The sequence below is a fragment of the Flavobacteriales bacterium genome (assembly GCA_016715895.1).
In the GTDB taxonomy this organism is placed as follows: domain Bacteria; phylum Bacteroidota; class Bacteroidia; order Flavobacteriales_F; family PHOS-HE28; genus PHOS-HE28.
In genome coordinates this window covers 1,148,088-1,166,758 of sequence record JADJXH010000004.1, presented here as the reverse complement: position 1 = coordinate 1,166,758, position 18,671 = coordinate 1,148,088, and the positions used below count along the sequence as shown (strand labels likewise).

Here is an 18,671-nt window from a genome sequence, read left to right as displayed (position 1 = left end):
CCCTTGAGCCGCGTCCAGTTGATGTATTTTCACCTTGCGATGAACATCAGGCCGAGCCTCGTGATCAGCAGCGCGCTCTTCGCCGCCTCGCTGCTTGCGCAGACCACATACGCGCCGATCGGTGCGAAATGGTATTACAAGCAATCGCAATGGGGCGGGCCTGATACCAACCTGATGGTGATCGAGGCGGCCTACGACACGCTCATTGAAGGCCGAACATGCAGAACGCTCCACATCAACCAGGGCTGGTATCTCGGTTGCCATCAACTCGCCATGTTCCTTTCGGAATCACAGGATTCTTTGTTCTACTTCGCATCGGCCACAGGTCAGCATCATCTGGTCTTCAGGTGGGACGCGGGTATCGGAGATTCGTGGTCCACTCCGGTCGTCCAGTTCGGCCAGCAGGATACCCTGGATTGGACGGTGCTGGATACGAGCATGGTGATGGTGGATGGGTTCTTGCTGCGCAGCCTTGAGGTGGACGTCGGGTCCAGACAATGGTCCAGCTTCGGATTCGGAGGCACCATCACGGAGCGGCTCGGAAACGCGGTGGCACCCTTCGCCTGGCTCTATGGCGTGTGCGACGGCGAGATCTTCGCGGGCCTTCGGTGTTACGAGGATGCGGATATCGCATGGCAGAGCCCACAGGTCGCGCAATGCTCGCTGGGCGTGGGGCTCGACGAGCACGCTGGGCCCCAAATGGAGATCCGCCCTACCGTGGTACGTGCGGGCGAGCCCATCACGATCACGGCCACTGTAGGGTCCGTGGCCGTCCTTGACGCCACCGGGCGGCAGTTGAGCATGCACTCGATCAATGGCGATCGGACCATTTCGCTTGATCGACCCGGCATCTATTCATTGAGGCTCTCGACGATCCTCGGTGCCGTGATCATGGGACGAGTACTTGTGCACTGATAGAGCGTAAGCGTACCACGGACCATGGTCACCCAGTGGCATGGTACGTTAACGTGCGGAACTTCACGATCGACCGTCGACACGTGCGGGTTGTCCTGCGTGCGATATCGTGCGCCAGTGGGAGTTAACCGTAGAAGTCCAAGATCAAAGGAGAAGATGGGGAACGCTGCGGATCAGCGTACAGGATCCCGCCAAAGTGGGACAGGTCGTGAAGAACCCCGCCAAAAGCGCGGGGTAGGCTGTGCGCGCGGCGAAGGGGGTGATGGAGGGGGTGGTGGGCACCCAAGTGCCTGTCTGAGCTTTCCGCTTGGGATGGACGAGCCCATCGATCCATGAGCGGGGCGGAACCATGGCCGGACCGCTGGACCTTTGACAGCCGCCTTCGCCTTTGCTTCGGCGCCCATCCCCATGAAAGCCGCCCTCGCCACCGCCTACGGAGGTCCCGATGTGATCCGCATTGCCGAGGTTCCCAACCCGTCGCCGAAGAAGAACGAAGTGCTCATCCGCATCCATGCCTCGGCGGTGAACGCAGCGGATTGGCGGTTGCGCAGCGCCAACCCGTGGTTCGTGCGGCTGGTCTTCGGGCCATTCAAACCTCGCCGGGCAATCCTGGGCGTGGTGTTCGCCGGTGAAGTGGCGGAAGCTGGTGTTGCGGTGAGCAAGTACAAGAAGGGCGACCGTCTCTTCGGCTGGACGAGCATCATGGGACTGGGCGGCCATGCCGAGTTCATCGCGCTGAAGGAGAACGGCGCCTTCGCCCCCATGCCCGACGGCATGTCCTACACCGATGCCGCTGCCATCCCCTTCGGTTTCGGCACGGCACGGCACTTCCTGCACAAGGCCAGGGTGGGCAAAGGGCAAAGCGTGCTCATCTACGGTGCCTCGGGCGCGGTGGGCAGCGCGGCCGTGCAGCTGGCCCGGGCCATGGGTGCGGATGTGACCGGCGTGTGCAGCACCCGCAACGTGGAGCTGGTGCGCTCGCTCGGCGCCGTCGAAGTGCTGGACTACACCAAGGATGACCTCCTCGCCCACCGCGATCGCTACGATGTGGTCTTCGAAACGGTGGGCAAGCTGCCGTTCAAGGACAGCCTGAAGTTGGTGAAGCCGCAAGGCACCATCATCACCGGGTCCGAAATGCCCGGACAGATGCTGAAGCGTGCGTTCAGCGGCAAGGGCGGCAAGCAGGTGACCGTGATCGGTGGCACGGCGGCAGAGAGCGCAGCCGACATGCAGCTGCTCGCGGACCTCTGGCAGCGCGAGGAGATCCATCCGGTGATCGACAGCACCTTCCCACTGGAGCGGATCCGTGAGGCGCACGCGTTGGCGGAGAGCGGACGGAAAGTGGGGAACGTGGTGATCACGCTCCCCTGACCCCCACTGCGACATGTCTGGGCCTACCGCCACCCCCCGCCCAGCGCGCGGTACATGTCCACCATCGCGTTCATCTGCCGCCTGCGCGTCTCCACCAGCTCCACCTTCGACTCCAGGGCCTCACGTTGGGTGAGCAGCACCTCCATGTAGTCGGCCCGGGCCGAGCGGAACAGGTTGTTCGAGATCGTGATGGAGCTGCTGAGGGCATCCACCTGCTGCCGGCGAAGGTCGTAGCTGCCCTGCAGGTTCCTGATGTTCGACAGCTGGTTCGCCACTTCGACATAGGCGTTCAGCAGGGTGCGCTCGTAGGCGTTGACGGCCTGCAACTGACGGGCGCTGGCGCTCGCATACTGCGCCTTGATGGCGTTGCGGTTCACCAGGGGTGTCACCAGATCGCCGGCAAGGCCGTACATCAGCGAAGCGGGCGACTCCAGCAGCAGCATCGGGTCGAAGGCGTTGAAGCCCACACCCGCACGGATCCCCACGGACGGGTAGAAGCTCGCCCGTGCCGCCTTCACATCCAGCTTCGCCGCCTCCAGCTCCAGTTCGGCCTGCCGGATGTCCGGTCGGTTGGTGAGCAACTGCGACGGAAGCCCACTCTGCAGGGTCGCCGGGGAAAGCCCGGCGAACGCGTCCCTCCGGCGTTGCACCGGCCTCGGATAGCGTCCCACCAGGAAGTTGATCCGGTTCTCCGTCTCCGTGATGCGCTGCTGCACATCGAACAGCGCGCTCCGGTTCTTGAGCACTTCGGCCTCGAAGCGCCGCACCGCCAGCTCGGTCACCTTCGCCGCCTGCTTCTCCAGCCTCACCACCTCCAAGGCATCCTGCTGGATGGCGATGTTGGCCTGCAGGATCTCCAGCTGGTTGTCCAGGGCGAGAAGCTCATAGTAGCTGTTCGCGATCTCCGCCACCAGGTTGGTCACCATGAAGTTCCGGCCCTCCATCCCGCCGAGGTAGCGCAGCGTGGCCGCCTTCCGGGCATTGCGCAGTCGCTTCCACACATCCAGCTCCCAGCTGGCGCGCAGGCCGGCCCCGTAGTTGGGCAGTGGCTCCGGGAAGTGCCTTCCCTCCTTCACGTCGAGGTTGTGCTCCACGGCGCCGTTGCGGGTGAATTCGCCGACCTTCTCGACCTCGGCGCCCAACCCGAGGCCCACGAAGGGCAGATACTCCCCCTTGCGCGCCCGCGCTTCGTTGCGCAGCACCTCCACCTCCTGCAACAGGATGTTCAGCTCCTGGTTGTTCGCCAGAGCCGTGTCGATCAGCGCCCGCAGGTCCGGATCGGCAAAGAGGAGCCCCCTCGGCAGGGACCCGCTGTTCGTCGTGTCGGCACTTCCCGCGTAGGTGGCCGGCGTGTTCTTCCGGACGTCCCGCACCTTCAGGGCCGGCACACAGGAGGTGCTCGCAAGCATCAGGAACAGGCCCGATGCGAGCAGGGAATGGATCGGTCGTTGCATGGTCCGCGTCGGCATCAGTCCTTCCTGCGTTTCAACAGTTCGTTCACCCGGTCCCGCAGCGTGCGGATGGTCTCCTTGGCCTCGCTCTCCTCCTGCGCGTGACGCACGTACTGCTCGGACATCGGCTCATCGCGTTCGTCGCCGATGAGCTTGCGGCCCTTGATCAGCGTGGCGAACACATAGTAGAGACCTGGGATCACCAGCACGCCGATGATGGTGCCCAACAGCATGCCACCAAGCGCCGATGACCCGATGGTGCGGTTGCCGATGGCCCCGGCCCCGCTGGCCACCACGAGCGGGATCAGCCCCGCGACGAAGGCGAACGAGGTCATCAGGATGGGCCGGAAACGCGCCTTGGAGCCTTCGATGGCGGCCTCCAGCACGGTGGCCCCCGCGCGTTGCTTCTGCACCGCGAACTCCACGATCAGCACCGCGTTCTTGCCCAGCAGACCGATCAGCATGATGATGCCGATCTGCGCGTACACGTCGTTCGCCAGGCCCATCGCCTTCAGCATCAGGAAGGATCCGAGCACGCCGACCGGCAGGGAGAGGATCACCACCAGGGGCAGCACGAAGCTCTCATACTGCGCTGCAAGCACGAGGTACACGAAGATGAGCACCACGATGAAGATGTACACGGCCTCGTTGCCCCGCCGGGCCTCGTCATAGGACAGGCCCTCCCACGCAATGTCGTAGCCCCGGGGCAGCGTCTCCCGGGCCACCTCCTGGATCGCCTTGATCGCATCGCCACTGGTGTACCCTTCCACCGAAAGCCCTCTGATGGTGGCCGAGTTGTACATGTTGTACCGCGTGATCTCGTTCGGACCAAGCCGTTTCTCGAAGCGCATGAAGGAGGAGTAAGGCACCATCTCCCCCGCCTCGTTCTTCACGAACAGCCCGGTGAGGTCGGACGGGTAGCGGCGGTACTCCGGACCGGCCTGGGTGTACACCTTGAAGAACCGGCCGAAGCGGATGAAGCCCTGCTCGTAGGTGCTGCCGATGAGGATGTTCAGGTTCTCCACCGCCTTGCCGATGCTCACGCCCTTCTGCATGGCCAGGTCGTTGTCGATGATCATCTCGTACTGTGGAAAGTTGGCCGCATAGAAGGTGAACAGGCCGGTGAGCTCCTTTCGCTTCCGCAGCGCGTCCATGAATTCGTTGTTGATGCGCTCGAACTCATGGTAGTCCGTGCCGTTCGTCTTGTCGAGCATGCGCAGCGAGAAGCCGGCGGACGAGCCGAAGCCGGGCACCGCGGGCGGTTCGAAGAATTCGATCACCGCGCCGATGTCCTTCGTCCTCTCCTCCAGCTCCTCCATCACCTCATTGACGTTCTTGTCGCGCTCGTCCCAGCGCTTGAGGTCGATCAGGCAGGTGCCCGCATTGGAGCCGCGCCCTTCCGTCATGATCTCGTACCCGGCCAGCGATGACACCGACTCCACCTCGGGGATCTCCTCGCAGATCCGCTGCAGCTCACGCGCCACCTCGTTCGTGGTCTCCAAGGTGGAGCCCGGCGGCGTTTGCACGATGGCGTAGATGGTGCCCTGGTCCTCGCTCGGGATGAAACCCGCCGGCAGCACCTCGTTGCTCACAACGATCGCTGCGCAGAAGCCCGCGAGCAGACCGAAGGTGAGCAGCCGGCGGACGACGATCCGGTTCAGCACCGCCACATACCCGCCGGTGAGCCGCTCGAACCAGCGGTTGAAGGCATCGATGCCGCGATCAAGTACGGACCTCCTCCGCGCGCCGTGGTGCGGCTTCATGAGCATGGCGCACAGCACCGGCGTGAGCGTGAGGGCCACGATGGCCGAGATGATGATGGACCCCGCCATGGTGATGGAGAACTGCCGGTAGAACACGCCGACCGGTCCGGTCATGAAAGAGATGGGGATGAACACCGAGACCATCACCAGCGTGATCGCGATGATGGCGCCGCCGATCTCGCCCATCACCTGCTTCACCGCAGCGTACGGTGTCAGAAAATGATCCGCCTCCATCCTGGCGTGCACGGCCTCCACCACCACGATGGCATTGTCCACCACGATGCCGATGGCGAGCACCAGCGCGAACAGCGTGATGAGGTTGATCGACAGGTCGAACAGCTGCATCACGAAGAAGGCGCCGATCAGGGACACGGGGACGGCCAGGATGGGGATCAGCGTACTGCGCCAGTCGCCCAGGAAGATGAAGACCACGAGCGCCACGAGGATGAAGGCATCGCGCAGGGTGTGCAACACCTGTTCGATGGACGCGTCCAGGAAGGTGCTCACGTCGTAGCTCACCTTGTAGTCCACCCCTGGCGGCATGAACTCGGCCTGCTCCCTGAGCTTCTCCTTCACCTCCGCGATCACATCGCTGGCATTGCTGCCCAGCGTCTGCTTCAGCATGATCGACGCTGAGGGACGACCGTCGAGATTCGAGTAGATGTCGAAGAACTCGCTGCCCAGCTCCACCTCGGCGATGTCCTTCAGCCGGATGAGCTCGCCTTCCTCGTTGGCGCGGACGATGATGTCCCGGTATTGCTCGGGCTTGTTGAACTGGCCCTGGTAGACGAGCACATACTCGAGCGATTGCGCATTGATGCCCGAGCTCTGGCCCAGGCGACCCGGACGCGCGATGAGGCTCTGCTCCTCCATGGCCTTCATCACCTCCTCCGCGCTGATGGCGTAAGCGCGCATGCGGTCGGGCTTCAGCCACACGCGCATGGCGTACTTGCGGCTGCCCAGGATCTGCGCCTGCGCCACACCGGTGATGCGCTGGATCTCCGGGATGAGCTGCGTGTACGCGTAGTTGTACAGGAACAGCTCGTCCGCATCCTCCCCGTTGCCGTAGAGGTTCACGTACATGAGCATGCTGGGCTGCACCGGGGTGATGATCACGCCCTCCCGCTGCACGAGCAGGGGCAGGTTGGGCATCACCTGGTCCACCCGCGTCTTCACGCGCACCACGGCCTCATCGGGATCGGTACCTGGTTCGAAGATCACGCGGATGGTGCCTTCGCCCGCGCTGGTGGCATCGCTGGCCAGGTAGCGCATGCCCTGCACCCCGTTGACGGCCGTCTCCAGCTGGATGATGGTGCTCTTGGTGAGCACGTCCGCGCTGGCCCCGGGGTAGGCGATGAAGATGTTCACCGTGGTGGGCGCGATCTCCGGGAACTGTGCGGTGGGCAGCTGCTTCATGGCCAGGCCGCCCACGAAGAGGATCAGTACCGAGATGACGATGGCGAAGACCGGCCGCTGAATGAAGTTCTTGAACATGGTCGGAGAAGATTACCGGCCGGTCACTCGGCGTACAGGTCCAGGTGCTTGACCACCGAATCCGGGGCGAGCAGCTCGCATTCGAGCTTGTCGCCGTCCTTCACCTTGCGCAGGCCTTCCAGCAGGAAGCGGTCGTCCTTGGTCAGGCCCTTCTCCACCACAAAGAGGTGCTGCAGTTCCGGCCCCACCTCGATCCGCGTGGTGCGCAGCGTGCCGTCCTCCTCCAGCTTGAACACGTAGCGGTGGTCAAGCACTTCGAAGGTGGCCTTCTGCGGGATGAGCAGCACGCCCTTCAGCCGGGAGTCCATCAGGATGTTGCCCGTCTCCCCGTGCCGCAGCAATCCCTGCGGGTTGCGGAAGGTGGCCCGGAAGGCGATGTTGCCCGTGGTGTTGTTGAAGTCGCTCTCGATGGCGGTGATCTCGCCCTCCTGATCGAAGCGCTCGCCATTGGCCATCAACAGGCCCACCTTCGTGCCGGTGCCGGCCAGGGAGCGCTTCCTGTACTCCAGGTACTCGGACTCCGGCACGTTGAAGTAGACCCACATCTCACTGTTGTCCGAGAGCTCCGTGAGCAGCTCGCCTTCATCCAGCAAACTGCCCTTCCTCACATGGAATCGACCTACGATGCCGGCGAAGGGTGCGGTGATCTCCGTGAAGCCGAGATGCGCCTGGGCCGCGTTCAGCTCGGCCAGCGCCTTGTCGTACCGGGCCCTGGCCAGGGCCAGCTCATTGGGTGATACCACGTTGCTGTCCGCCAGCACCTGCGTGTTGCGGTACTCGATGCGGGCGAACTCGGCCTCCGCCTGGGCCCGTTGCACCTCGGCCTGGTACAGCACCGGCCTGATCCGGAACATCACCTGACCCTCCCGCACCAACTGGCCCTCGTCCACCAGGATGTCCTGCAGGTAACCCTTCTCCAGTGCCCTCACCTCGATGTGCTGGATGGAATGGACCTGGCACACGTAGTCCTTCTGGACCACCGTATCCGTGAACAAGGGGGTGGTGGCCGGATAGCGGCCCTGCGCGTGCCCCTCGTGCGCTCGATGCTCCGCATGACCTCCGCATCCCACCAGGAGCGGAACGCAACCGATCAGCAGCAGGAGGGAGGCGTGCGCGACCGACCGCCGCACAGCGAGAGGGAACAGGGGGAGCCCGTGGTCCCGGGTTCCCCGAAGGGCGACAGCTGGGCCCATGGGGCCGAAGACATGCAACATGATGGGAGGATCGTGATCGTTGAACGAAAGGAGGTGCGGAAGGCGCACGCCACGGGACCGATGCGATGCGGAGCGCACGCGGTGGAAGCAGGCCACACGGGGTGCGTGCATGGTGCGCGCGGCTCACGCATCGCACCAGGACCGGCTCACGGCCGGAACAGGGGGATCAGGGTGCCGAAGGCTGCAGTCCCGCGACCGGGAGCAGCGCGCAACCCGGCCTGTCCGCGTCGCTCGACCGCGGTGCGATGGGTCCATCCGACCAGTGCCCCGCCAGAAGTGCAAGGACCAGGGCCCCTTCGGCCCCCAGGGGATCCTCCGGATCGGTGTCGCCGAACGCATCCTCCGCCAAGGGGAGGCTCAACTCCGTCATGGGCGCCCCATGACCGGCCCGTGCAGCGGGCGGGTGGATGAACTGCATCGCCAGCAACACGATGCAGGCGATCAGCAGGTTCATCCGGGGTTGGCGGGCCATATCGACGCGATCGGCCGCGAATCTACCGCACCGCCCTTCCTGGCGCTGCGCCGTTAACAGTTCATTATCATTTCAACGGCCGGGAAGCCGTGACCAGGTACGCACATCGCCCACGCGGGCACCGCCTTCGGGCCTCACCGATCAGGGCCGCACCAAGCGCATCGAAGCCGCACCGTCCGCGTGGATCACACGGACCAGCACCATGCCTGCGCGGGTGTCCAGGGCGATGTGCGTCAGCGAAGTGGGCACCGGCAGGCCTTCGGCCAGCAGGGCTCCCCGCGCATCCAGCACCTCGTAGCGGGCACCCTGCAGCACGCTCGCGCGCAGGTCCAGCCACACCCCTCCGGCATCGCACCATGCGCTCAGGCCGTCCGCGGTGCCGGCGGCGGCCAGGCCCGTGCTCACCTCCACCACGATGCCCGAATCCACCGGTGCATAGTAGGGCGAGGGCGTGGTGACGCGGATCCGATATCCGGTACCCGGCACCGTGCCGGCAGGAATGGTGCAGGCGATGACGCCCGTCGGCTGGTCGCTATTAAGCGTGCCGATGGCCACCGGGGCGCTGAAATCGCCGTTCGCATCGCTCAGCTCGGCCGTGAAGTCCAAGGCGGATGTGGGCACGCCGCCGGTGCTGTACGCCACGTTCAGGTCGAACCCGTCCTGCGCCGTCACGGTGGCCACCGCCGCATCCGGCACGGCGGCCAGGTTGTAGATGAGCGCCAGGTCATCGAACCAGACCTCCGTGCCCACCTGGCTTGAGGTGCTGTCCCCGCTGGTCATGATCATCAGGATGTGTTCCGGTTCACGATTGTCGGTGTACACGAAGGGCGTCGCGAAACGCGTCCACGCGCCCACGGTCGCGCTCGGCGAGGTCCAATCAGCCCCGCCCACCCAGTTCAACTCCGTTCCGAAGGCCGGCAGCCGGGCATCATCCACATGCATCAGCACCCCGATCACCGCCTGGTCGCCCGGCTGCGGGGTGTACTTGTACCAGCCGATCAGGCTGTCGGGCCGCGAGGCGCAGGGCGTGCTCCAGTCCGCGTTGAGCGTGTCGGTGAACACATAGCTGTTCTCCACCTGAAGCTCGGCGTGCACGCGGCCGTTGGTGAGCAGCCCCGTGGCCGGCCCCAGAAAGGACGACACCGTGCGGATGTTCACCGAATACGACCCGCTGTGCGCATCGTTGCTCTGCCACACCATCTGGGGCGCGAGGTTGTTGATGAGCGTACCGCCATCGCTGGTCTTCACCGAGCTCCATTCCGTGGGCTCCTCGGTGCCGGTACCCACGTTCTGCCAAGCCTCGAAGCCGGGGTTGTCGAGCTGGGGCTGGGCGATCAACGGCAGGGTGGCGAGGAGGGTGAAGGCGAGGGTCGTGTGGCGCATGTGCGGTGAATGAGGGCGTGAACATAGCACAGCTTCCCACAGGGCTACCTTCGCCGGCCATGCCCCCCCAGGACCCCAAGCACATCGACCTGCGCTTTCTGGAGGGACCGCGCTCGCGGTGGCGGGAGTTCAGGAGCGTGGTCTCGATCCTGCGCGAGTTCATCCGCGGCTTCCGCAAGCTGCACTTCGTGGGGCCCTGCGTCACCTTCTTCGGCAGCGCCCGCTTCCAGGAGGATCATCCCTACTACGAGGCGGCCCGCGAACTGGCCCGGCGCATCGGGCGTGTGGGCTTCAGCATCATGACCGGCGGGGGGCCCGGCATCATGGAGGCCGCGAACCGGGGTGCCCGCGATGTGGGGGCCCGCAGCATCGGCTGCAACATCGTGCTGCCCCACGAACAGAAGGCCAACCCCTATCTCGATGTCAGCCTCACCTTCGAACGCTTCTTCGTGCGCAAGGTGCTGCTGGTGAAGTACAGCATCTGCTTCGTGGTGATGCCCGGGGGCGCCGGCACGGTCGATGAGCTCTTCGAGACCATCACCCTCATCCAGACCGGCAAGGTGAAGGACTTCCCCATCCTGCTCTACGGCCGCGACTACTGGGGGCCCCTGCTGGCCCAGATCGACCGCATGGTGGCGGAGGGGACCATCGGCCGCAAGGAACTCGAGTTCGTCTTCGTGGCCGACAGTGTGGAGGAGGCCACCGACCTGCTCCAGGACCGGTTGGTGGTGATGTGGCAACAGGCCAGGAAACGGCAGGACGCCCCCAAGTGGTGGTTCCTGGAGGAGCGGGTGAACGGCCGTCGCGCCTGAGCGCTCACACGACCGACCGCAGCGCCCCCAGCAGCACCGCATAGCGTGCCGCCTTGCCCACGAACATGAGCACGCCGGTGGGCACCCACGGTGCACGCACCACGCCCAAGGCCACCGCGATGGCATCGCCCACCACGGGCAGCCAGGTGAGCAGGGCCGCCCAAGGCCCCCAGCGCCGCGTCCGCACCACCCATGCCGCATCGCGATCCCCCGCGGAAACGCCCCGCGCAGTGAACCGACGGCCCAGGCGCCCGAGCGCATAGCTGCTCACCCCACCGAGCGTATTGCCGATGCTCGCCGTCAGCCAGAGGGCCGTCCACGACCACGGGCCCAACGCCATGGCCGCCAGCAGCGCCTCACTGCTGAAGGGCAGGATGGTGGCCGCCAGGAAGCTTGCCAGGAACAGGCCCGGCAGCCCCAGGCTTTCCCACATCGGTCCCAGCTCCATGCCGCGAAGAACGGCGATCGGCTCAGTCGAGCACGAACCGGCGCGCCCCCAGCCCCTCCACGCGCAGCACATGCACGCCCGGCGAGAGGCCCTCGATCGACAGCGGTTCCCCGCTGCGACCCCGGGCCACCATGCGCCCGTCAACGGCGTGCACCGACACCCGGCGCACAGGACCGCGCTCCACCTGCACGCGCACCGTACCGGCCGTACGGTCCAGGATCAGGTGGAACAGCGGCTCGTCCGCGTCGGGCACCTCCGGCAGCGAGGCCGTGCATGTGGTGGTGCAGAAACCGCGATCGCGCAGCTCGCACAGCAGCGTCTCGTAGGCCGGCTTCAACGCGCCGCTCCCCGGCCACGTGCGCAAGCCCAGCGTGCGGTGGAACTCCACGTACGGCGTGGTGGTCAGGCCATAGTAAGCCGCCAGGTCCAGGGCCGTGGTGCTGTCCACATCCGTCAACATGCTCACCGAGAGGTAGGGGATCCGGTTCCAGTGGTCGTCCCACGCCGTGAACATCGCGCTGATGAACTCGCTCTGCAACGCTTCGCTGCTCGCGTTGAACGGGCTCGTCGGGTAACCGCACTCCTGCACCATCACCGGCTTGGTCCCTGGGTACAGGGTCATCAGGGCATCGAAGTCCGCGATCACCTGGGCGGGCGGCTTCACCGTGAACCCGAACACCACGCCATAGTACGTGAGGCTGATGTGGTCGAGCGGTGCGTTCAGCCCCTGGCACAGCGTAGCGCTCACCGGGTTGGTGAGGCCCGCCCACGTCATGGTGGTGCCCACGCTCAGGTCCGTGCCGTGCAGGGCCTGGTACCGCTGTTTCGCGTGCGGGATCACCTGCGCCAGGAAGGCTCCGAACCGCTGGTACTGCAACGCTTCGCCGCCCCACATGATGTCGCTCTCCATGCCGATGTTCAGGTACACCAGGGGCATGTCGGGAATGTGGGCGAAGAGCGTGTCCAGAAAGACCGTGAACGCCGCCACCATGGCGGGATGGTCGTAGGGATACCCGTTCAGTTCGGCCGGCACCTCGTTGCGCGCCGTGTTGGTGACGGCGATCTGCAGCGAGCGCGGCACACTCTGCACCGCCGACTGCAGGTTCAGCATGTCCAGGGCCATCAGCTGCCCCGCATCCCAGGTCCCGATGGCCGGCTGAACGGCGGACCACAGGATGGTCTTGTGCGCGCCTTCCACACAGGCCGCCTCCGCCAGACCCAGGGCCGCGCCCATGTTCCCGTCCTCGGCCGTGTTCATCAGGTAGCCGATGCGGCGGCCGTTCGCCGGCACCTGGGCATGCAGGTGCAGCAGCGTGATGCTGCAGGTGAGCGTGAGGAAGGAACGGATCATGGCTTCGTGTACCGGTCGTGTGCGCGGTATACGCCGACCGCCCGAACAGGGTTCGGGATCTGTGCATGAGCGAACTGGCTACCTTCACGTTCCACTCCATCGATCATGCTACGTCCGCTCATCCTCACGTTCCCTCTCTTCCTCCTGTTGCCGATCGCTCGGGGCCAGGTGCTGGTCGACAGCATCCCCTACCCCGGCCAGGGCACCGGCGTCTGGGGCATCCATGTCACCACGGACACCATCTTCCTGGGCAGCGACCTCACGGGGAACATCCGCTTCAGCGACCACAACGGGGTCATCCTCGGGGAGCTCACCACCCCCTTCAACTTCAACCACGGCCTGATCCGCCGTCCCACCTCGTACCTCATCGCCGAGGACTACACCACCAACGGCGCCGGCCTCTACGAGATCGACCTGGCAGGCGACCTGCTGGGCTCCTGGACCTTCCCGAACGTCATCGGCGGCCCCTCCTCCGGCATCGGCGACCTGGAGGCCGATGGCAATGCCGTGTGGTACACCATGTACTTCCCCGACTTCAACACCTATCCGTTCGCCTACGCCTACAAGTGGGTGCCGGGCGACCCCGCCCCGATGGATACCGTGCCGCTCCAGGGCGAACAACCCTACGGCATCGCGCTCAAGGGCGACACGCTCCTCTATGTCACGGACAACCTGAACGGCGACCAGGAACGCATTTACGCATACGACCTCTCCAACGAGCAGGACCTGGGCTGGATCGAGCTGCCGGACACGCCCATCGACAACGACCAGCGGCCGCAGGGTATGCATTACGACGGTGGGTTCCTCCATCTGGTGGCCAACCGGCAGGGTGGCAGCGCCTTCGCCTATCAGACCATCTTCACCTACGCCTTCGACCTGAACACCGCGATCTTCGCACGGGAAGAGGCGAAGGAAGTGCGCGTGCATCCTTCACCAGCGAGCGATGCGGTGACCCTGCACTTGACGGCAGGTGCTGCACAGCCATACACGGTGTTCGATGCCCATGGGAAGCCGGTCGCGACCGGCACCCTGAACAAGGATCGCAGTACGGTGAACGTTGCGGACTGGGCACCCGGCACCTACACCGTCAAGGTCGGAACCTCTGCAGCTCGCTTTCAGGTAATGCGCTGATCAGGCCAAACGCGCCCCGTTCGGCAGCGGGCGCTCCACCGCCGTGAGCACGATGTCGCCGTTCGCGTCGGGGAAGCCCGTGACGAGGCACTCGCTCATCACGCTGCCGATCTGCTTCGGCGGGAAGTTGATCACCGCCACCACCTGGCGTCCGATCAATTCCTCCTTGGTATAGTGCCTGGTGATCTGTGCGCTGCTGCGCTTCACCCCGTGCGGACCGAAGTCGATCGTGAGCACATAAGCCGGCTTGCGGGCATTGGGCAGGTCCTCTGCAGCGAGCACGGTGCCCACAAAGAGGTGGACCTTTTCGAAGTCGGGCCAGGTAAGGGGCTGCATGGCTCAATAGCCCCCACCCCCGCCCGGCCCCTTCTCGATCGGATGCCAGGTGGTCTTCACCTCCTGGGTGTCGAGGATGGCGTAGGGAGACTGCGCTTCTTCGCTCATCCAGTCCTTCACCTTCGGGTACACCACCCGCTTCAAGTTGCAGGTGGCCTCCTGGTCGAGCATCGTGCGCTCCTCCTTCGACGCATCAGCCACCACCACGGCGTTGATGTCCATGTGCGCCACGAGCGGTTTGAGGAGCTCACTGCGGAAGCCGGTCATCAGGTTCACCACGCCGCCGGGCAGGTCGCTAGTGGCGAGCACCTCGGTGAAGGTGACGGCCGCCAGCGGGTGCTTCTCGCTGGCCACCACCACGCACGTGTTGCCGCCGGCGATCACCGGGGCGGTCAGGCTCACCAGCTCCAGCAGGCCGTTGCTCCCCGCGCACTGGATGCCCACCACACCGGTGGGTTCGTACACACTGAAGTTGAAGTGGCTGGTGTTCGTGGGGTTCACGCTGCTGAAGAGCGCCTGGTACTTGTCGCACCAGCCCGCGTAATGCACCCAACGGTCGATGGCGGCGGCCACCTCGGCCTCGGCCTGCTTGGGCGTGGCGCCGTGCAGCACCAGCTCATGCGCGAACTGTGCGCTACGGCCCTCGAGCATCTCGCCGATGCGGTAGAGGATCTGCCCGCGGTTGAAGGCGCTGCGTCCAGCCCAGCCACCCACGGCCCCGCGCGCGGCGACCACGGCATCGCGCACGTCCTTGCGGCTGCTGCGGCACACGTTGGCCAGCGGCTTGCCATCCGTCCCCTTGGGCTGGTAGTAGCGGCCGCTCTCGGTGCGCGGGAACTTGCCCCCGATGAAGATCTTGTAGGTCTTCATCACCGGGAGGCGCCCAGCCTTGACCGTGCCGGCCTTTGCGGACACATCCGCCATCTTGGCTGAACCGTTCGAGGGGTGGCCGTTGAGGTCAGCCTTTACAGATGCGGGCTTGGAAAGGGTCTTGGCCATCGGGTTCGCTTGCGAAGCCAAAGCTACGGCCTGTCGATCACCGCATCACGACCTGCACCACAAGGGTCACGCTTGTTTCGCCATGCGCACCACGCGGAAGTTGAACATGGCGTCCTGCAGGGTGCCGTACAGCCGTACCCAGATCGGCAGCAGCTGCTCGGTGCCGCGCGCCATGGTGATGTCGCCCAGGTCGATCATCTCCGCATCGGTCCAGCCGAAGGAACGCAGCAGGGCACGCACCTCGCTCTTGGCGCCGGCATCGTTGCCGCAGAGGAACATGTGATGCTCCTCCGGCAGCAGGCGCGGGGCCACCATCAGGAAGCAGGTGAGCGTGTTGAGGCCCTTCACCACCTTGAGCTGCGGGAAGGCGCGCTGCAGCTGCTCGCCCAGCGAGTCCGTGTTGCACACCGAGAGGCTCGGGGGAAAGCCCTTCGAGAAGTCGAGCGGATTGGCGATGTCCAGCATCACCTTGCCGCTGAGGTGCGCCTCGCCGGCGTGCTTCAGCGCCTCCATGGAGCCGTGCCCGCTGGTGGCGTTCACCAGCAGCTCGCCGTGCGCGGCCGCCTCGGCGAAGGTGCCGAGCTTCACCGTGGGGTGCGCGGCCAGCCAGTCCTTCAGCGGGGGTCGCCCGAAGCCGTCCTTGTCCGCCCGGGCCATGCTCTGCTCCACGCTGCGTGTGCCGAGCACCACCGTGTGCCCCAGGCTGTCCAGTTTCTCGGCGATGGTCTGTGCGACCACCCCCGTTCCGAATACACCGATCTTCATGGGAATGTGGGTTGGTTTCCTTTTCTTAGCCACTGCAAACATGGCGGGTCCATATACTTTCCACAAGTACTATCACAAAGGATAGTGCCTACCGCCGGCAACGGCCTTGGGGCGTGGAAGGGGCACCGGACCGACATCATTTTTTCAACGATCATGATCATCGACGGCGACGAGTACCGGATCCGGATGAACGAACAGCTCTACCACTGCGCGTTGGACGTGACCATGGAGCTGGTCGGCGGCAAGTGGAAGACCATCGTGCTGTGGTACCTCCGCAAGGACAAGAAGCGCTTCAGCGAGCTGCGCCGGCTGATCCCGGGCATCACCGAGAAGATGCTCTCCATGCAGTTGCGCCAGCTGGAGCAGGACGGCCTCGTGCGCCGCACGGTTTACCCCGAGGTTCCGCCGCGCGTGGAATACGAACTGACGGCGCATGGCCGCACGCTGCTGCCCCTGCTGGAGGAGATCGCCGCATGGGGCCGCATGATGGGGAAGAAGTACGGTACCATCGAGAAGGTGGTGCGGCCGGTGAAGAAGAAGGCGCGGCAGTCGTTGCGCGTGTAGTGCCTGCGCCGCACGTGCAAGAAAGCTGTCGAGCGTCGGCCGCCGCTATTTCGCACGCATCCGGTTCCCCTTGGCCTCGTGCGTCAGTTCGGCCAGGCCAAGCGCTTCCATCAAGGGCGGCAGGTAAACGCCAAAGCGGCCCCGCAGCCCCTTCTTCAGGCCGTACCAGCCTTTCACCGGGTTCTTCTCGCTGCGTCCACAGGCTTCCACGGTGCCCTCTCTTGCGGGCTTCTGTTCATCGGCGCCACCGAGCTCCATCCAGTCGCCGTGCTTCTTCAGCATGGCGTGCAGGTCATTGATGCAACGGATGTCATACAGCAGCACGGTCTTGCCCACTGTGCATACGAGCACTTCCCTGCCGTCCTTCTCCTCCACGTGCATGGTGTACTCGGACGTGCCCGGCGGGGTCCTCAATTTCCAAGGCTGGTCTTTGCTGCGCTTTTCCATGGAATGCGGGGGCCTTTGGATACGCGGACCCTCTTCCCTGACAAACCTACATCCGGGAACCGGCTGCACATGTTGGCCTACCTTGGCAGTACCAACAGCAGTCCCATGTCCCGACACGTCACCGGCATCGGCGGCCTCTTCTTCCGCGCCAACGACCACAAGGCCCTGGCCAAGTGGTACAACGACCACTTCGGCATCAACGACGAGTCGCACGGCTGGATCTGGCAGCAGGATGCCGGGCCCACGGTGTTCTCGCCGTTCAAGAAGGACACCGACTACTTCGGGAGCGACGAACAGCAGTTCATGCTGAACCTGCGTGTGCAGGACATCGATGGTCTGCTGCAGAAGCTCGAGGCGGCCGGCGTGCGCATCGACCCCAAGCGCATGGACGAGGACTACGGCCGCTTCGCGTGGGTGTACGACCCGGAGGGGAACAAGATCGAATTGTGGGAGCCGAAATAACCCGTGCCTAACTTCGTGGGCATGAAGGAGATCATCTTCGTTGTGGAAGAGTCGCCGGAAGGTGGCTACGAGGCCCGCGCGCTGGACCATTCCATCTTCACGGATGGTGATGACCTGGAGCAGCTGAAAGCGAACGTGAAGGATGCCGTGGCCACGCACTTCGAGGCCGATCAAATGCCCAAGGTGATCCGCCTGCACATGGTGAAAGAGATCGTGATCGCCGCATGAGGATCCCGCGCGATCTCACGGGACAGGAACTGATAAAGGCACTGGGCAAGCTGGGTTACGAGGTGACCCGACAGAGAGGAAGCCATATCCGGTTGACCACCTCACTCAACGGGACGCACCACGTCACCATTCCGGACCATCGGCCGATCAAGGTCGGTACGTTGTCCGGCATCCTGAGCGACATCGCTGCGCACCACCAGATGACGCGTGAAGAGTTGCTGACTTTGCTCTTCTGAAGCCCCACTGGGTCGTGATCGCTTCGACCGCAAGCGCCAAGACCAGGACTACGACCGCTTCGCGTGGGTGTACGATGCCGAAGGGAACAAGATCGAGCTGTGGGAGCCGAAAGGGTGAACAGCCAATGGAAGGAACTATCAAATCAGCAGTTGAGAACATGCCGGTATACGACCGCGAACATTGGGAAAGGCTCTGGAACAAGGCGGTGCAAGAACACGCCCACGTCCTTGCGCATCGTCCACCGAACGCGCATTTCCTGAGCGTCGCAGCCAAGCTCCCTGCCGGCCGCGTGCTGGATGCCGGTTGCGGGCATGGTACCGAATCCCTTTGGCTCGCGGCCCATGGCTGGAATGTGACCGCCGTGGATTTTTCGGCCACGGCATTGACGCACGCTCGCTCCGCAGCCGAAGCCTTGGGGCCTGAGGTCGCCGGGCGCGTTGAATGGGTCCAAGGTGATCTGGGCGAATGGATGCCTGAGAGCAACCGCTATGACCTGGTGGTCTGCTTGTATGTCCATGTGGCCGTCTCCGTGGAAGAACTCGTGCATCGCTTGGCCGCAGGAGTGGCGCCGGGCGGAACATTGCTGTTGGTCGGGCACCGCCCCATCGATCCCGCCTCCGGGGCACCGACACCAGCAGCCGGGCAGGTGCAGGTATCGGTGGAAGAGGCGTTAGCTGCGCTCGATCCAGATCGCTGGACTTTGGTTGCTGCTGAAGATCGTCCGCGCCGCGAGGCAGGCTCAGGTGTGGATGCGGTGATCCAGGCGGTCCGGAAAACGTGAGTCCATTGCCGCGATCCTCGCCTACCACTTCTCCAGTCCAACAAGAT

General features: G+C 64.7%; 20 protein-coding genes. 9 read left to right on the top strand and 11 right to left on the bottom strand.

Translation table 11 applies throughout. The annotated features are described in order from the left end of the window. The first annotated feature begins 39 nt into the window (after positions 1 to 39). Positions 40 to 915 (top strand): hypothetical protein, encoded by an 876-nt coding sequence (locus tag IPM49_13620; GenBank protein MBK9275560.1) that lies wholly within the window; start codon positions 40 to 42, stop codon positions 913 to 915. A gap of 408 nt (positions 916 to 1,323) precedes the next feature. Then, positions 1,324 to 2,286 (top strand): NAD(P)-dependent alcohol dehydrogenase, encoded by a 963-nt coding sequence (locus tag IPM49_13615; protein ID MBK9275559.1) that lies wholly within the window; start codon positions 1,324 to 1,326, stop codon positions 2,284 to 2,286. 23 nt (positions 2,287 to 2,309) lie between these two features. Here the strand turns inward: IPM49_13615 and IPM49_13610 are convergent, their stop codons facing one another. The 5 genes from IPM49_13610 to IPM49_13590 form a co-directional block, all read right to left on the bottom strand. Next, positions 2,310 to 3,740: a TolC family protein gene (locus tag IPM49_13610; GenBank protein ID MBK9275558.1), complete on the bottom strand. Its 1,431-nt coding sequence runs from the start codon at positions 3,738 to 3,740 to the stop codon at positions 2,310 to 2,312. A 14-nt stretch (positions 3,741 to 3,754) separates the two neighbouring features. Next, positions 3,755 to 6,994 (bottom strand): efflux RND transporter permease subunit, encoded by a 3,240-nt coding sequence (locus tag IPM49_13605; protein ID MBK9275557.1) that lies wholly within the window; start codon positions 6,992 to 6,994, stop codon positions 3,755 to 3,757. Positions 6,995 to 7,017: 23 nt separating this feature from the next. Beyond that, the gene (locus tag IPM49_13600; protein ID MBK9275556.1) at positions 7,018 to 8,187 is read right to left on the bottom strand and encodes an efflux RND transporter periplasmic adaptor subunit; all 1,170 of its coding nucleotides are present in this window, start codon (positions 8,185 to 8,187) and stop codon (positions 7,018 to 7,020) included. Positions 8,188 to 8,374: 187 nt separating this feature from the next. Beyond that, positions 8,375 to 8,680 (bottom strand): hypothetical protein, encoded by a 306-nt coding sequence (locus IPM49_13595; GenBank protein MBK9275555.1) that lies wholly within the window; start codon positions 8,678 to 8,680, stop codon positions 8,375 to 8,377. A 141-nt stretch (positions 8,681 to 8,821) separates the two neighbouring features. Beyond that, positions 8,822 to 10,063, bottom strand: a complete 1,242-nt coding sequence (locus tag IPM49_13590) for a hypothetical protein (GenBank protein MBK9275554.1) — start codon at positions 10,061 to 10,063, stop codon at positions 8,822 to 8,824. 59 nt (positions 10,064 to 10,122) lie between these two features. Here IPM49_13590 and IPM49_13585 point away from each other — a divergent pair, with 59 nt between their 5' ends. After that, positions 10,123 to 10,875 carry a TIGR00730 family Rossman fold protein gene (locus IPM49_13585; protein MBK9275553.1) on the top strand — a complete coding sequence of 251 codons (753 nt, stop codon included), beginning with the start codon at positions 10,123 to 10,125 and terminating at the stop codon, positions 10,873 to 10,875. Positions 10,876 to 10,879: 4 nt separating this feature from the next. Here IPM49_13585 and IPM49_13580 read toward each other — a convergent pair whose 3' ends face one another. Together IPM49_13580 and IPM49_13575 are read right to left on the bottom strand one after the other, a co-directional pair. After that, complete coding sequence (locus IPM49_13580) at positions 10,880 to 11,308, bottom strand: DedA family protein (GenBank protein MBK9275552.1); 429 nt, start codon at positions 11,306 to 11,308, stop codon at positions 10,880 to 10,882. Positions 11,309 to 11,345: 37 nt separating this feature from the next. Next, entirely contained in the window at positions 11,346 to 12,674 is a 1,329-nt protein-coding gene (locus IPM49_13575; GenBank protein MBK9275551.1) for a hypothetical protein, read from the bottom strand. A 105-nt stretch (positions 12,675 to 12,779) separates the two neighbouring features. Between IPM49_13575 and IPM49_13570 the strand changes: the two genes are divergently transcribed. Next, positions 12,780 to 13,805, top strand: coding sequence for a T9SS type A sorting domain-containing protein (locus IPM49_13570; GenBank protein MBK9275550.1), 1,026 nt, complete (start codon positions 12,780 to 12,782; stop codon positions 13,803 to 13,805). Here the strand turns inward: IPM49_13570 and IPM49_13565 are convergent, their stop codons facing one another. From IPM49_13565 to IPM49_13555, 3 genes are all read right to left on the bottom strand, one after another. Continuing rightward, complete coding sequence (locus IPM49_13565) at positions 13,806 to 14,141, bottom strand: tRNA-binding protein (protein ID MBK9275549.1); 336 nt, start codon at positions 14,139 to 14,141, stop codon at positions 13,806 to 13,808. Positions 14,142 to 14,144: 3 nt separating this feature from the next. Beyond that, a complete protein-coding gene (locus tag IPM49_13560; GenBank protein MBK9275548.1) occupies positions 14,145 to 15,065 on the bottom strand; it encodes an aldehyde dehydrogenase family protein in 921 nt (306 codons plus the stop codon). A 141-nt stretch (positions 15,066 to 15,206) separates the two neighbouring features. After that, a complete protein-coding gene (locus IPM49_13555; GenBank protein MBK9275547.1) occupies positions 15,207 to 15,905 on the bottom strand; it encodes an NAD(P)-binding domain-containing protein in 699 nt (232 codons plus the stop codon). Positions 15,906 to 16,058: 153 nt separating this feature from the next. Between IPM49_13555 and IPM49_13550 the strand changes: the two genes are divergently transcribed. Then, positions 16,059 to 16,469 carry a helix-turn-helix transcriptional regulator gene (locus IPM49_13550; protein ID MBK9275546.1) on the top strand — a complete coding sequence of 137 codons (411 nt, stop codon included), beginning with the start codon at positions 16,059 to 16,061 and terminating at the stop codon, positions 16,467 to 16,469. A 45-nt stretch (positions 16,470 to 16,514) separates the two neighbouring features. On the opposite strand, the gene IPM49_13545 is transcribed toward IPM49_13550, so the two are convergent. Then, positions 16,515 to 16,916: a hypothetical protein gene (locus IPM49_13545; GenBank protein MBK9275545.1), complete on the bottom strand. Its 402-nt coding sequence runs from the start codon at positions 16,914 to 16,916 to the stop codon at positions 16,515 to 16,517. Positions 16,917 to 17,021: 105 nt separating this feature from the next. On the opposite strand from IPM49_13545, the gene IPM49_13540 reads away from it, so the two are divergent. The 4 genes from IPM49_13540 (at position 17,022) to IPM49_13525 (ending at position 18,624) form a co-directional block, all read left to right on the top strand. After that, positions 17,022 to 17,378 carry a VOC family protein gene (locus IPM49_13540; GenBank protein MBK9275544.1) on the top strand — a complete coding sequence of 119 codons (357 nt, stop codon included), beginning with the start codon at positions 17,022 to 17,024 and terminating at the stop codon, positions 17,376 to 17,378. A 21-nt stretch (positions 17,379 to 17,399) separates the two neighbouring features. Beyond that, positions 17,400 to 17,606, top strand: a complete 207-nt coding sequence (locus tag IPM49_13535) for a 2-oxoisovalerate dehydrogenase (protein MBK9275543.1) — start codon at positions 17,400 to 17,402, stop codon at positions 17,604 to 17,606. Next, on the top strand, positions 17,603 to 17,842 hold the full coding sequence (locus tag IPM49_13530; protein ID MBK9275542.1) for a type II toxin-antitoxin system HicA family toxin: 240 nt from the start codon (positions 17,603 to 17,605) through the stop codon (positions 17,840 to 17,842). The genes IPM49_13535 and IPM49_13530 overlap by 4 nt, the downstream gene beginning before the upstream one ends. 158 nt (positions 17,843 to 18,000) lie before the next feature. Further along, positions 18,001 to 18,624, top strand: a complete 624-nt coding sequence (locus IPM49_13525) for a methyltransferase domain-containing protein (GenBank protein ID MBK9275541.1) — start codon at positions 18,001 to 18,003, stop codon at positions 18,622 to 18,624. Positions 18,625 to 18,671: the final 47 nt, after the last annotated feature.